General features: G+C 42.9%; 18 protein-coding genes. All 18 read right to left on the bottom strand.

The window, feature by feature from the left end; translation table 11 throughout:
- Positions 1–3 precede the first annotated feature (3 nt).
- The 18 genes from qcrB to folE all read right to left on the bottom strand — a co-directional run bounded on the left by qcrB (position 4) and on the right by folE (position 14819).
- The gene (gene qcrB / locus DVB69_RS03620; RefSeq protein WP_025784873.1) at positions 4–678 is read right to left on the bottom strand and encodes a menaquinol-cytochrome c reductase cytochrome b subunit; all 675 of its coding nucleotides are present in this window, start codon (positions 676–678) and stop codon (positions 4–6) included.
- A gap of 22 nt (positions 679–700) precedes the next feature.
- Positions 701–1204, bottom strand: coding sequence for a QcrA and Rieske domain-containing protein (locus DVB69_RS03615; RefSeq protein WP_116016647.1), 504 nt, complete (start codon positions 1202–1204; stop codon positions 701–703).
- 187 nt (positions 1205–1391) lie between these two features.
- Positions 1392–1838, bottom strand: coding sequence for a DUF2487 family protein (locus DVB69_RS03610; protein ID WP_116016645.1), 447 nt, complete (start codon positions 1836–1838; stop codon positions 1392–1394).
- A 49-nt stretch (positions 1839–1887) separates the two neighbouring features.
- Positions 1888–2442, bottom strand: coding sequence for a ReoY family proteolytic degradation factor (locus DVB69_RS03605; protein WP_116016643.1), 555 nt, complete (start codon positions 2440–2442; stop codon positions 1888–1890).
- 1 nt (position 2443) lies between these two features.
- Entirely contained in the window at positions 2444–3715 is a 1272-nt protein-coding gene (locus DVB69_RS03600) for a tetratricopeptide repeat protein (RefSeq protein WP_116016641.1), read from the bottom strand.
- 38 nt (positions 3716–3753) lie between these two features.
- Positions 3754–5061 (bottom strand): 3-phosphoshikimate 1-carboxyvinyltransferase, encoded by a 1308-nt coding sequence (gene aroA, locus DVB69_RS03595; RefSeq protein ID WP_233505308.1) that lies wholly within the window; start codon positions 5059–5061, stop codon positions 3754–3756.
- Between the two features lie 14 nt (positions 5062–5075).
- Entirely contained in the window at positions 5076–6188 is a 1113-nt protein-coding gene (locus tag DVB69_RS03590; RefSeq protein ID WP_116016639.1) for a prephenate dehydrogenase, read from the bottom strand.
- A 4-nt stretch (positions 6189–6192) separates the two neighbouring features.
- A complete protein-coding gene (hisC, locus tag DVB69_RS03585) occupies positions 6193–7284 on the bottom strand; it encodes a histidinol-phosphate transaminase (RefSeq protein WP_116016637.1) in 1092 nt (363 codons plus the stop codon).
- A 25-nt stretch (positions 7285–7309) separates the two neighbouring features.
- Positions 7310–7675 (bottom strand): chorismate mutase, encoded by a 366-nt coding sequence (aroH, locus tag DVB69_RS03580; protein ID WP_116016635.1) that lies wholly within the window; start codon positions 7673–7675, stop codon positions 7310–7312.
- Positions 7635–8777: a 3-dehydroquinate synthase gene (aroB, locus tag DVB69_RS03575; protein ID WP_116016633.1), complete on the bottom strand. Its 1143-nt coding sequence runs from the start codon at positions 8775–8777 to the stop codon at positions 7635–7637. Before aroB ends, aroH begins: the two co-directional genes overlap by 41 nt.
- Before the next feature lie 3 nt (positions 8778–8780).
- Positions 8781–9962: a chorismate synthase gene (aroC, locus tag DVB69_RS03570; RefSeq protein ID WP_116016631.1), complete on the bottom strand. Its 1182-nt coding sequence runs from the start codon at positions 9960–9962 to the stop codon at positions 8781–8783.
- A 114-nt stretch (positions 9963–10076) separates the two neighbouring features.
- Positions 10077–10847: a CheR family methyltransferase gene (locus DVB69_RS03565; RefSeq protein ID WP_116016629.1), complete on the bottom strand. Its 771-nt coding sequence runs from the start codon at positions 10845–10847 to the stop codon at positions 10077–10079.
- A 78-nt stretch (positions 10848–10925) separates the two neighbouring features.
- Positions 10926–11372 (bottom strand): nucleoside-diphosphate kinase, encoded by a 447-nt coding sequence (gene ndk / locus DVB69_RS03560; RefSeq protein ID WP_116016627.1) that lies wholly within the window; start codon positions 11370–11372, stop codon positions 10926–10928.
- Positions 11373–11471: 99 nt separating this feature from the next.
- Positions 11472–12446, bottom strand: coding sequence for a polyprenyl synthetase family protein (locus DVB69_RS03555; RefSeq protein WP_116016625.1), 975 nt, complete (start codon positions 12444–12446; stop codon positions 11472–11474).
- 26 nt (positions 12447–12472) lie between these two features.
- Positions 12473–13168 (bottom strand): demethylmenaquinone methyltransferase, encoded by a 696-nt coding sequence (locus tag DVB69_RS03550; protein ID WP_116016623.1) that lies wholly within the window; start codon positions 13166–13168, stop codon positions 12473–12475.
- Between the two features lie 22 nt (positions 13169–13190).
- Positions 13191–13907, bottom strand: coding sequence for a heptaprenyl diphosphate synthase component 1 (locus tag DVB69_RS03545; protein WP_158541017.1), 717 nt, complete (start codon positions 13905–13907; stop codon positions 13191–13193).
- A gap of 51 nt (positions 13908–13958) precedes the next feature.
- The gene (gene mtrB, locus DVB69_RS03540) at positions 13959–14180 is read right to left on the bottom strand and encodes a trp RNA-binding attenuation protein MtrB (RefSeq protein ID WP_116016619.1); all 222 of its coding nucleotides are present in this window, start codon (positions 14178–14180) and stop codon (positions 13959–13961) included.
- A 75-nt stretch (positions 14181–14255) separates the two neighbouring features.
- Positions 14256–14819 carry a GTP cyclohydrolase I FolE gene (folE, locus tag DVB69_RS03535; RefSeq protein ID WP_116016617.1) on the bottom strand — a complete coding sequence of 188 codons (564 nt, stop codon included), beginning with the start codon at positions 14817–14819 and terminating at the stop codon, positions 14256–14258.
- Position 14820 lies beyond the last annotated feature (1 nt).

Below are 14820 nucleotides of genomic sequence, written 5' to 3'. Positions count from 1 at the left end.
GTTTTACAATGGTCCGGAAATACCTTGTCTTCTGATCATGATAAAGTGTGCTGCGAGCAATCCAAGAAGTGCTGCGGGCAGGAAGAAAACGTGGATCGCAAAGAATCGCGTTAGCGTTTGAGCTCCAAGGATCGTAGCGTCCCCTGCAAGAAGGATCTTAATCCACTCGCCTATAAACGGAACAGAACCTGCAATCTCAATTCCTACTTTTGTAGCAAATAGAGCTTTCATATCCCATGGCAATAAGTATCCTGTGAATCCAAGACCTAAGATGACAACGAACAATAGAACGCCGACAACCCAATTCAATTCACGAGGTTTCTTATAAGCACCTGTAAAGAATACACGTAATGTATGTAGGAACATCATTACAATTACGAGAGAGGCTCCCCAGTGGTGCATACCACGCACGATTTCTCCGTATGCAACTTCATTTTGAAGATAATAAACGGATTTCCAAGCATTTTCAATATCCGGTGTGTAATACATTGTAAGGAACATACCAGATAAGATTTGGATTACCGTGACGAAGAATGTCAATCCTCCGAAACAATAGATGAATGCAGAAAAATGATGTGCGGGGTTTACGTGTTCGGGTACTTCATGATCAGCGATATCGCGCCAAATCGGGGTGATATCAAGCCGTTCATCGACCCAATCATAAATTTTGTTCATCAATTTGATTGTACCCCCTGACTAATTAGACTAGTGTGTTCGGCATTGTTTTACCGAGGTGGATGAGACCGTCAATAACTTCAACTTCATACTGGTCAAGTGGACCAGTTGGTGGAGTGCCGGGAATGTTCTTTCCGTTCTTTTCATAGCGACCCCCATGACAAGGACAGAAATACTGATCAGGATGAGAATCATCCGCTGCCCAGCTCACTGTACAACCTAAGTGTTTACATACCGGGGATAATGCGATAACTTTATCGCCATCTTTATAGACCCAAGCAGTGTTTGAAACGTCAGATTTGTACCAAGCATCTTTACGGTCTTTGATCGTATAATCGACACGAACTGGTGTTTCTGTCAGTTCATCCGCTTTTTGGTCGGTTGGGACATAGTCGCCACCTTCTGATGATGCTAATACTGGGTCAATTGCAAAGCGAATCATCGGCATTGCTGCTGCTGAAACCATGAATCCGCCGACACCCATCAATGTGTAGTTAAGGAATTGGCGTCTAGACACTTTGCTGCTCATTCATTTCCCTCCTCTTACTCCAAAGTCAGTCCAACGGACATACTTTTGCTAATTATTAATACTAGGACATATCTATAATATCCTACCACCACTTGAAATTCAATGTTGCATTTGTGTGCGTTTTCTGTTTGTGAACAAATAATGAATTTTTCTCAATTAAAATTCACAATTCCTTCTACATAATTATCTATTTTCTCCATTCCTCTGTCAACCGGGGTAACAACTGCTTCAGCTGATCTTCTAAAATGGATTGTTTTAGCCGATCATCCATATTTTCGATTGGAATAGAAGGCAACCATAATACATTCCCACGAATTTCTATGCTTGTCCATTCAGAATCCGTCGTAAGATAAAAAACATGTTTAAAAGGCGATTTCGAGAGGTCTCCTGATAACCTTTCACCAAATTGCTGAAGTTCCATTGACGGTGTATATGCAAAAGGGGGTGCAACCATAATTCTACCCTTGAATTGTAATTCAATATAGTCAACTAAATTCATCAGAAAATCTGTGGCAGATGCACTTGCTTTCATTCTCTCTTCAACAGTCTCCACTTTAATAAGAGGGATGACCAATGTATCTATGTACTCTTTTTGTTGTAAAAACAAATTCATATCAGACGCATTCCAATTCATCGTATCCAACCTTTCATAGAGAAGAATGACTCCATCGCATTAGATGGAGTCAGCGTTCTTCAAATACTTTCAATTCATTCAGCATGGCGGATAGAGCCAAAAATTGTTTTTCATCATTGGCATCAAGGGCTTCATCCACATGCTTCATCAGTGTTTCTTTAGTCATCGTAGTTACACTTTCATTCAACAACTGTTGCGCAATTTGACGATCCCGTTCGCTGACTTGCTGATCCATTGGAAAATACGGATTCTCTTCTAGAACGCTCGCATAATGTGGCGAACTATTGCTCTTCAGGAAGTTAAGTTGAATGAACATTTTTTCATCTGGATGCAACCGTAGATCATGAAACGATTTTTCCGCATCCGTTGTCATCAGACTCCCCTTGTAAAACCTGAAAGGTACACCATTCGAATCTGTTGTCGATATCACCATCGCCCGCGGACAAAAATGTGCGTCGTCTGTAAAATGAACATTCCTCAAAATCTTTTCGTGGCTTAGTAAGTAATTCAAAATCCAGACACATTCCCGGCGCTTTAAACGATAGCGCTTTAAAAACCACCTAATGAAATCTTTTTTGGCAGCGACAGGAATCATGGCTTCCATCTTACGCCTCCTCTTCTTCCTGATCCTCTAGAAATGATGTCCATTCAGGATGATCCGGCACGAGTGTCACCAGTTCCTTTACAATGTTCACCGCTTCTGATCGTTTCCCTTCTTCTAGCAAGAATTTCGCGTATCTTTCCAGAAATTCCGGATCTTCCTTCATGCCAGTGTATGCGAGAACGTAAGAATCGTATGCCTCCGCGTAACGTTCCAGGTTCTCTTGTGCATATGCTTTGAACGCAGCGAGTAAAGGGATCTCCAACTGTTCTTCAGGTGTATCCTGAAGGAGTTCAAGTAGGTTCTCGTACTGCTTTCGTTGCTCAAACAATGATGCAAGCGAAATACGTGCTTCTACATATTCGGGATCTAAAGCGAGTGCATCTCCCAAATAACGCCCTGCATCTTCAGGTCGCCCTAGCTTCAGAGCGACTTTACCAGCTGCAAGATGCAGTTCTTTGTCGAATTCGTCCCTTCGTATTCCTTCTGTGAAGAAAGATAAGGCTTCTTCATTTTCGTCCATTAACAGACTTGCCTGACCTGCTAGCATATATGCGGAGAAATAATCAGGATCCATATCAATTAACTGATTTAAATGACTCAAGGCAGGTTGCGGGTTCCCACTTTGATACTGGCTGTAGGCTGCCCCGAATAGCGTATCAGGTAGAACGCTCCCTTGCTTCAGCAAGGCTTCATAATACGGGACAGCCTCTTCGTAAGCAGCTCCTGCACTATAAGCTTCTGCAATCCGCGATTCTAGAGAGATGCCCCCCACTTCATCCAATCCGCGTTCTCTCAGCTGCAAATAGAGACGGACAGCTTCTGAATATTTACCACTTTCAAGCAGAAGTTCTGCTTTTGCAAAACGAATTACCGGTTCTTCCGGAGCAAGCTCCGACGCTTCATCAATTTTTGATAGTGCCACCTCTGCCATTCCAATGGTTTGATAATAATCAGCTAACATCAAAAGCGCTTGGAGATATTCTTCTTCCTCAGAGTCGATATCCGTCAAGAGTAACAGGGCTTCGTCTTCTCTTCCTAACGCCATCATGGCTTCCGCCCGATCAATTTTCAATTGACCCGCATCCGGCATATGGGCGAGTAATACATCATACAACTGATCCGCTTGAGGAACGAGTCCGTATTCCATCAGAAGAGTTGCACTGTCATAAATTGTGTCAAACTCCGTGCTTGTTGTGAGTTGCTCAACCTTCTGTTCAATTGCTTGAAGATTGCCATTCATAATCATGTTTTCTAACTGTTGTACCTGCTCCATAGTTTCTCCTTTTTTAACACGTTGTATACAAAAATCCTTTAGTGTTTCGTTTGGGATAATAAATTGAGATGTTCAAAAAATCCAGGGTAGGAAACATTGATACAGGAAGCATCTTCAATCTGTACAGGTCCATCAGTCACTACCGAAGCAATGGCAGCCATCATTCCCAATCGATGATCGCCATGAGAGCTTAGCGTTGCACCTTTCAACTGAGTTGGACCCGTAATGCGCATTCCGTCAGGCGTCGGCTCGATGGATGCACCTAACTTTTGTAATTCTGAACAAACCGCTTCAATCCTGTCTGTCTCTTTCACCCGAAGTTCCTCAGCATCTTTAATGACCGTTGTTCCTGTTGCTTGGGTCGCGAGTAATGCTATCACAGGCAATTCGTCAATCAACCTTGGAATTAGAGCACCACTAATTTCAACTGCATGTAAGTCAGAGGATTCTACCGTTAACTCGCCATACGGTTCGCCTTCTCCTTCAACCTTCTGTTTAATGGAAACTTTTGCGCCCATCTCTTTCAAGACATCAATAATCCCGGTCCGAGTTGGATTAAGCCCGACATCCGTAAAAGTAATCGTACTACCGGAAACCATAGCAGCTGCACACATGAAAAATGCAGCTGAAGAAATATCGCCAGGCACTTTTACGTCACACGCTTGTAAAGACTGTCCACCAACGATTGAGACGGTGTTTACTTCTGACTGGACTTCCGCCCCAAACTGTTGAAGCATTCGCTCTGTATGGTCACGCGAAGCAGCTTTTTCAGTTACAACTGTCGTTCCTTTCGCGGAAAAACCAGCAAACAATATAGCAGATTTCACTTGTGCACTAGCAATAGGCATATCATATGACATCGCTTTAAGCGGGGTGCCTTTCACTGTCAATGGTAACGTCCCTGTTTGATGGTCGCTCTTAAATTCAGCACCCATTTCAGTTAACGGCGTTGTAACACGACGCATGGGTCGTTTACATAAATAACGGTCACCCGTAATTTCAGCAGTAACAGTGGATCCTGCGAGAATGCCAAGCAATAGTCTAGCTGTCGTTCCTGAATTCCCAGCATCCAATGCTACTTCCGGGTTTTTCCATCCATCGATTCCGGGACTTTCAACGGTTACATTTGTTCCACTTCTTTCAATGTTCACTCCGAGCTGAGAGAAAATCTGGATCGTTGAAAGACAATCTTCTCCTTGGAGAAAACCACTAATAGTGGTTGTACCTTTTGCAATTGCGCCGAGCATGACAGCACGATGAGATATTGATTTGTCTCCTGGAACTCGTATCGTTCCAGACAAAGCGGTTCCTTCAAAAGAAGCTGTAATCATGTCTATTTTCTCCATAAAAAGCACCTCCGTCAAAGTATTTGCATAGAATACTCGGTTTCTTTCTCGAGTACGCGCGCAGCATGGTTTCTTTCTGTTGCAGAACGGAAGCTGATCACGAGAATCCCATATACATCTGTTCGTGTTTCAACGATTCGTATATTCGTCAAACTAATCTCCTTGAAAGCTAAGATCCGTGTGATCTCAGAAATGACCCCAGGATGATCGGGGACATCTATATGAAGATCAAATTGCATATACAGTGCACCTTGAGCTTCATCTTGTGTGACTGAGGGGAGTTGGTCACGAAACTGTTTCGCCTCATCGAAAAACTGTTGAATTGAACTAGGATCATTATCATTGAGCATTTCTCGTACTGTCTGCATTTCAATTAGCCATCTATCAAGCTGTCCTACCAACTCTTCCTTATTCTGAACAGTGATATCTCTCCACATAACTGGATCTGCGGATGCGATCCGTGTAAGATCACGGAATCCTCCTGCAGCTAACCTTCTTACAAAGGGCTGTCTCCGCTCTTGAGAAGCGAGTAAGTTCACAAGAGAAGATGCGATTATATGGGGGAAATGACTTACCACGGCAGTCATCTGATCATGCTCTGATGCATCTAGCACGGCTAACTTTCCTTGTGTCACGGATAATAGAACCTTCATACGTTCGAGGTCATCTGGACGACACCTATCTGAAGGAGTTAGCACGTAATAAGCATTTTCAAACAAATGCTCAATGGCTGCGGAGATTCCACTTTTATGTGACCCTGCCATCGGATGTCCGCCAATAAAAGTGATCCCTCTGTCGATCAAACCCTCTGCAGCACTCATGATCGGTTGTTTGGTACTACCTGTATCGCTGATAATTACAGACGGTTTCATATCCCATGATACAGCTTCCTGTAACAGTTGTGCAGTTGCTGCAACAGGAACAGCGAATATAACGTAATCCGCCTCTTTTGCTGCTGCTTTGACGGATGGGGCAACAGAATCAATAATTCCTCTCCGATATGCTTCATCTGCAGACTTATAGGAACGATCAAATCCTGTTACCAGGATTTCAGGATTGCGTTTCAATGCTAATGCTAGAGAACCGCCAATTAGACCTAGACCAATAATTGATACGTTAGTTGTCATAACTTTAACCTCTATTTGTCATAAGTGATTCGAATGCTTTGAAGAACCCGTTATTTTGTTCTTCGGAACCGATGGTGACCCGAATCCGATTAGGAGTACCTAGTAAATTACCACTTCTTACGATAAACCCTTGCTGCAGTAACTTATCTGTCGCTTCATCGGCATCCATAGGCACTTCAATAAGGACAAAATTCGCTTCAGATGGGTTGATATGCAAATTGTGTATTTCTGCAAACTGTTTAAAACGTTTCCGTTGTTTTTCATTCGCAATGCGACATTCGTCGATGAATGCCTGGTCTGCTAATGCATGCTCGGCAGCGAGGAGAGCAAGAGAACCAGTATTGAACGGATTTCTCACTTTGTTAAGTTCTGCAATAACTTCAGACGAAGCGACTCCATATCCTACACGGAATGATGCAAGACCGTAAGCCTTTGAGAATGTCCTTAAAATCATGAGATTCGGATATTCTGAAAGCCATTGAATAGGGTTATCATAACTTTCCTCGGTTATGTATTCAAAATATGCTTCATCTAAAACAGTCAAAGTCGTAGATGGTACTGCATCCAAAAACTTCTTTAGACGTTTCGATGGGATTAGGTCACCCGTAGGATTATTAGGGCTACAGATCCAAATAACTGCTGTTGAGGAATCGATTTCTTGTAAGAAACAATCAAGATCGTGTTGTCCGTCCACTAGTGGAATTTCACGGACTTCGGCTCCTTCAATTTTTGCATTGTGTGCGTATTGGGGAAATGATGGAGTTGGCATCAATGTGTTCGACTCCCGATTTAGGAGTGCCCTACAAATGATGGTGATGATATCATCTGAACCGTTGCCGAGGATGAGATTCGACTCATCCACGCCTAATTTCTTTGCAAGCTTCGTTCTTAATGGAGGAGTAGATGTTTCAGGATACATTTCAATCTGAACGTCTGGGTTCGCTAAAATCTTCTGAACCAAAGGCGAACAGCCATAAGGGTTTTCGTTAGATGCAAGCTTTACAATTTCTGCTAAGTCAAATTCCTTTTGGGCATCATCAATAGATCGACCTGGTTTGTAAGGTTTCATAGTTGCTAGTGCTGGTTTCCAATTCATCTGTGAACTCCTCCTATATGCTGAACTATTTCTTAAGATCTGGTCTTAGCTGAACTGCGTCATTTTGATAAATATGGATGATTTCTCGTTGTGGAACTTCTGTATTGACGTGCATGAGTACCCGTATACAAAGTGGCATTCCACCAGGCACATCCATTTCATGCATACACATCACCGGCACATAAGTCCATCCTTCGAGTGTACGGACCGCTTTTGCAGGGAATGCGGACTGAACGTCGATAGTTGTAGAAATGAGTACAGAAACGATATCATCAGCTATCAAGTTATTCTCAAGCGCCATTGTTTGAACTAAGTGCTCGGTTGCTTCTAAAACAGAGTGTTGTTCATCCTTACTTACGGTTGTCGCTCCCCTTACTCCTCTTACTGTCATATAACACTTCCTCCTTTATACGTGCAATCAATTCGTAGTACGCCTCTTCACAATGTTTCTCAGACACTTTTTGGGTAAATGGATTTCCTAGATTGTAAAGCAAGACGAATACTAGGTCACCTGAAGTTACCTTCTTATCCTTTTTCAAATAGTGTAATAGCGCATCAAACTCAACTTCCAAAATAGCTTGTATTGGATAACCCGCAACATCGGCAAAACGGATGAATCGCTTTGTCAATTCAGGAGAAATATCGCCATATGACTCACTTAGCAGAAAGCTATACGCCATACCAATCATGACACACTCTCCATGACTTACTTTTCCAAATCCAAAATAGGCTTCCACAGCATGGCCAAGAGTATGACCGAAGTTTAAAAACTTACGTATACCTTGTTCAAATTCGTCCTGTTCAACAATATTAGCCTTTACCCGGATTCCTTTAAGTAGCTCAGTCGTCAACGCTTCAGCAGAAAAGTTTGGGAAGTCAGAATTTAACAGCAATGACTCCGTCCAATCCGCATCTGAAATCATTGCGTGCTTTATGAGTTCCGCCATACCTGAACGTACTTCCCGTTCCGGTAGTGTTGTAAATAGGTCAGGCTGGAACAGAACACCTGCCGGCTGATGAAAGGATCCGACCATATTTTTACCTTCAGGCATGTTAATCGCTGTTTTTCCACCTACAGCGCTATCGTGAGCAAGAATGGTTGTCGGGCATTGCAGAAAAGCAATCCCCCTCATAAAGGTTGCAGCCACAAATCCCGTCACATCCCCACAAGCTCCTCCACCGAATGCAATCAGTACCGATTGTCTGGTGAAGTTATGCTGCAGTAAAAATGAGTGGCAACTCATGAAACTTGTTGGGGTTTTACTCTCTTCACCTGGTGGGAGTATATGTAGCTCGAAGTCAATCCCGACAGCCTTTAACGCGTTTTCAAGTTTTTCAAAGTGATAGAAGGCAGCTGTCTCATCTGCAAAAACCCCGACTTTATCTGCATTCTTGAGTAAATCTTTGTATTCAGTGGCAAAGAGGTCGTATACCTCTTCGCCAATGTGGACGGTATATGAAGTGCTCTTAGTTTTGACGGTGAGTTGTTCCATCTATTAAAACTCCTTTGCGTAAAGACGGTATTGCTCAAGGTCTGCTTTCAGCCCATCCATTTCAAACGAACGAAATTCTTCGATGATCACTTTGGCTAACTCGGTAGCAATCACATGCTCTGCAACTACTGATGCTGCTGGCACAGCACAAGGGTCTGACCGCTCGATAGTTGCAGTAAATGGCTCTTTCGTGTCAATATCTACACTTTCCAGCGGCTTATACAACGTCGGAATTGGTTTCATCACTCCTCGAATGATAATCGGCATACCCGTTGACATACCGCCTTCCAAACCGCCCAGACGATTGGATTTTCTGTAATAGCCTTTCTCTTTTGACCACGCTATTTCATCATGCACTTCACTTCCGAATCGTTTTGCCATCTCAAAGCCGATTCCGAACTCAACACCTTTGAATGCGTTGATAGACATCATTGCAGCTGCAAGTCGGCCTTCAAGCTTACGGTCAAATTGAGCATAGCTCCCCATACCTGGCGGACACCCTTCAATCACGACTTCGACGACTCCACCTAGAGTATCACCGCGACCTTTTGCATCATCGATTGCTTCTACCATGGTTTGTGAAACGTCAGGATCCGCACAGTATACAGGATCAGCTTCCACTCGTTCACGGATCTCTTCCATAGTGAGTTCAGCAGTCGAAGCAGAATCAGCGACAATGCCCCCGATTTCGACAACATGTGCAATCGTATGGATACCGAGTTCACGTAAGAATTGTTTCGCAACAGCCCCTGCAGCTACACGCATCGTTGTTTCACGTGCTGATGAGCGTTCTAGTACATTTCTTAGATCCCGATGTCCATATTTAATACCTCCAACTAAGTCTGCATGACCAGGTCGCGGACGTGTGATCTGTCGCTTAATATCCTCCGGTCGAACGTCCTCAGGAAGTGGTTCAATACCCATAATAGATGTCCAATGCTTCCAATCATCGTTGACGACAGTCAACGTCACAGGCGAACCTAGAGTTTTTCCGTGGCGGACACCAGAAGAAATAACTACCTGATCCTTTTCGATTTGCATCCTGCGACCTCTACCATGTCCGCCTTGGCGACGCGACAATTCTCTGGTAATCATTTCAGCTGTCAACGGCAATTGTGCTGGTAATCCTTCAATAATTGCGGTCAATTCAGGACCATGCGATTCCCCTGCGGTCAATACTCTCATCTTGAAATCCCCCTTTTAATACGTGCTGAAATACAACCATTGTTAGCACTTTACCAAACTACAGCAAAGTTGACTACTTGTTTAAACAAAAAAACCCGGAAAAGTCCGGATTTTTCATATTTTCTTATAAAAGAAGGTGTCTTCCGATTCCAGACCATAGCGTTCAGGACTGAAAATCTGCTCTGTACTCCCTACAAAAAGAATCCCTCCAGGTTTCAACGCTTTTGAAAAGTTCGTGTAAATTTGATCTTTCGCTTCTTCTGTAAAATAGATCATGACATTTCTGCAGACGATTAAATCAAAGTCTTTTCCATACGCATCATCGAGCAAGTTGTGCTGTTTGAATAGGACAGTTTTCTTTACTTCATCTGTTACTTGGAAGAACTGCCCTTCTTGATTAAAATACTTTTGTTTGACAACAGTAGGCACTTCTTTCAAAGAACGTTCCGGATATAGACCTACCTTAGCTTTTTCAAGTACTCCATTATCCAAATCAGTCGCTGAAATCGTAATTTCTCTCATAGGAAGATGATTGGACAGAACCATCGCCATCGAATAAGGTTCTTCTCCGGTAGAACAAGCAGCACTCCAACATTTCAACTTGTTGGTTTTCTGCAAGAGTTGCGGAAGAATCTTTTTGTCTAAAACATCCCACCTTTGTGAGTTCCTGTAAAATTCAGACACATTTATCGTCATTCGGTCCAGAAATTCATCCATCATCGAACGATCATTGCGGATCAACTCAAAGTACTCAGTGAAATTTTTACATCCTCGTTTTTCATAAAGCGATGTAAGGCGTCTTTTCATTTGCGCTTCTTTATAAAGAGATAGGTCGATTCCTGTCTTTTGTTTGACACTGGCGATAAATTTCGTGTAATCGGACAATTGTTGACCTCCATCCATCCAGCAATTATGTATAACAAAAACAGCCGGCGGAATCCGCTAGGCTGTTTTTGCTTTGTATTAGTTGATCCAGCTGTTTACTGCTTTTTCGTATGAAGAAAGTTCTTCTTCTTTAAAGAACAAACCGATTTCACGCTCTGCAGATTCTGGTGAATCTGAACCGTGAATGATGTTCTTAGCAACAGTGACTGCGAAATCACCGCGAATTGTGCCTGGTGCTGATTCTTTAGGGTTTGTAGCACCCATCATAAGGCGTGCTGTAGGGATGACGTTTTCGCCTTCCCATACCATAGCAAATACAGGACCAGATGTAATGAAGTCAACAAGCTCGCCGAAGAATGGGCGCTCTTTGTGCTCACCGTAATGTTGCTCTGCAAGCTCTTGAGAAATTGTCATCAATTTCCCTCCAACTAGCTGATATCCTTTGCTTTCGAAACGGTTTACGATTTCACCGATTAGACCACGTTGAACGCCGTCAGGTTTTACCATTAAAAATGTTTTTTCCATAATTCAATTACACTCCTTCATAGTGACAAGTCGGGATTACCCTTACTGATCGTACCAAAGGTCAAGCAATCTTTCAATTTTTTCTTTTTCCGCGAGAATTTAAAAAGTTCGTTTGGCGAGAAAATCTGCCACTTGTTCGAACGCTTTTTTCGCATCGCTATTCGGTAAAGACCGTATCTCAGCTGTTGCCTTCTCCAAATATAAGTCACTCACCTCATGGGCTTTTTCGATCGCACCGCTATCTCGTATATATCTCAACATGTCTGAACGTTCCTTTTCTGATAACGTTCCATCGAACGCTTTCGTCAAGTAGGGTTGGAACCCGGGTTCGTTTCGTATGTACAATATAGGTAACGTCAGATGACCATTTAAGAGATCCGAACCAGCAGGTTTTCCTAACTGTTTATCCGACGAGGTCAGATCTAGAATATCGTCGACAATTTGGAATGCCATACCTGCATAATATCCAAAGTTCCTTAGTCTTTTTACCACTTCATCATCGGCATTAGAGATTAGTGCACCCAGCTCACAGCTGGAGGAAAGGAGCAGCGCCGTTTTCCGCTTGATGCGACGCAAGTAGTCTCGAAACGATTGATCCGTTCTTCTTTGATAATCGAATTGGATGATCTCACCTTTACAGATTTCGAGCATCGTTTCCGCTAGTAATCGATGCACAGAAGCCAGTTCAATTTCACCAATTGATGTGAGCGCTCTTGAAAAAATGAAATCGCCAGTGTACATTGCAATTCGATTATCCCACTTTGCTTTTACGGTTTTGCGCCCTCTTCTCATATTTGAATCATCAATGACATCATCATGTACAAGAGAGGCCATATGAACGAGTTCCAATGAGACTGCGACTTTCGCAGTGGTTTCCATTGAATAATTTCCGAACTTGGAAGAAAGAAATACGAAAATTGGACGGATCCTCTTTCCTCCAGCTCTCAGCAAATGCATGGATGCTTGCTGAATAAGCGGAGAATCCGATTGAACGGCATTCTCAAGCTCTTTCTCAATATAGATGAGTTCCTTTCGGAAATCGGTATATAATGCCATTGCCTTCAACTTTTCCAAAATGATTCCCTTCTCCCGCCTGCTTATTATTTGATCGCGATATGTCCGGCAGCTACCCCGCCACTATATGGACGATAATCGACTCGAGTAAATCCAGCAGACTTAAATAGCTGAGCTAATTCCTCACGACCCGGGAACTCATCAGCAGATTCTTGAAGCCAAGAATACTCATTATAACTCTTCGCGAACATTTTTCCGAATACAGGCATAATGTAATTAAAATACAATCTAAACAATTGACGATATCCAGGAATCTCTGATTGAGACGTCTCCAAACACGCAACAATCCCTCCAGGTTTAACGACTCGAAACATCTCTTTCAATGCTGTTTCATAATTAGGCACATTCCGTAAGCCAAAACCGATTGTCACATAGTCAAATGTATGATCTTCAAATGGTAGGTCCATCGCATTCCCTTGGATCAGGGTGATGTTAGGATACTTGTCCGTTTTAGGAGCAGCTGAAGACAACATGGCATTGCTAAAATCCAACCCGGTTACTTCTCCTGATCTTCCCACTGATTGTGCCAAAGAGATGGTCCAGTCAGCTGTTCCGCAACAGACGTCCAATGCCTTGGAACCAACCTTTACGTTCATACGATCCATGATGTCCGCACGCCATTTTTTGTGCAGGTTAAAACTGATGACAGAATTCATTTTGTCATAGTCTGTTGATATAGATTCGAATACAGAATGGACTTTCTGTTCTTTAGATTCACTCACGTGGTATCTCCTCTTTTCATTGTCAGCTAAGCGATGTCAACGGGTTTACAAGTTCTTGAATCACCTGTTGAAGCGCCGGATGCAACGAACTTATCTGTTCAAGCTCTTGATTAAGCTTTGGTAGGAGCAAATCCATTGCCTGTTGAATAATGGATTCGTCTATCCGGAATGCTTGTTGTTCGGCTGAAGTAGCCATTCTATCCAGTCGAACAAACGTTAGCACTGTTTCCATCAGCTCAAGATAACTGTCAAATCCGTATGATTTATAAAAAGTAGCAATACACCCCGACTCGATGACTCTTAACCTTTCCAGTAAAACTGGACCAGTTATACGTCGCTCATGGTGCAAAGATGTTTTTTGTTCGTTAATATGGGCAATCGTTTGAGACAATTCTCGAATAAATGCGAACTCGCCAATTTCAGCTAAAATCCTATAGTGGATTCCACTAAAGTGATCTCCCGCAAGGACAGTCAATTGTTGTTCAGCAGAAGTCGCTTGAGCACTTTCAATGCGATCGTGAACATCAAACGCAGCGTGAATCGCTCCAAGGGACAATGTAATCTTTCTAAGTTTGTCCTCTTTAATTTCTTCGTTCACAATGGGAAGTAAAAGAAAAAAAGCTTTTATGGAGTCAACCGGAAAGTGTCCGATTACCCGTTTGAGGATGGGTTCCCGGAGAGCGCATTGTAAGTCGTTTATATAATTTTCTACAATTGAATTCAATTCGTTTTTGTTCATCACCGTTTCTCCATTCCAAGGCATCTAACAAGTGAACGATGCAGGTTGCTGTTACGCTCTCTCTTCACTGGAGACAACCCCGTGTGCAGTTGTTATCTCTGCACTCCCACGGATTTTCATAGCGGATGTGTGTTCCGTAAACTGGGCAATCATCACTTCTCCGCAGTCAAGTTTTTCCGTATGATGGAATTTAGTGTCGTTTCCACGGGTTAACCCGATAACACTGACACCATCTTCTTTTGCTTTAATGACGATGTAATCTGGTGCAGCCATAGTTCCCTCTCCCGTCTTTCATATCTCACCTATCATATCATAGTTAAACGGCGTTCCGCAAAGGACCACACGACCTTACTTTACGAGTGAAAGTATTTCTGATCGTTTCACATCATCGTGCTCGTAAATTCCTCTAGCGGCAGTTGTAACTGTTTTCGACCCTGGTTTTTTTATCCCTCTCATCGTCATACACATATGCTCCGCTTCGATGATGACGTAAACGCCAAGTGGCTTCAACATTTCCATCATGATATCTGCAACAGTTGTCGTAATTCGTTCTTGTAATTGGGGGCGTTTCGCCGTAGTTTCCACAGCTCTCGCTAATTTACTAAGTCCAGCCACCACTCCGTCACGGGGTATGTATGCAATATGAGCAACACCAAAAAATGGAACGAGATGGTGCTCACACATTGAATAAAAAGGAATATCTTTTACTAGCACTACTTCTTCATGTTGCTCATGAAAAACGGTTTCAAAGTACATACGGGGATCATGATTCAGTCCCTCGAATACTTCAGCATACATTTTTGCTACTCGCTTTGGTGTTTCCAACAATCCTTCTCGTTCTGGATCTTCACCGATCGCTTCGAGGATCATCGTGACCGCTTGTTCAATTTTCCCAAAATCTACTTCTTCCATC

It is taken from the genome of Sporosarcina sp. BI001-red (genome assembly GCF_003384035.1).
Taxonomy (GTDB): Bacteria; Bacillota; Bacilli; order Bacillales_A; family Planococcaceae; genus Sporosarcina.
Note: the sequence above shows the minus strand (reverse complement) of the source record. Positions and strands in the feature narration are given on the sequence as shown.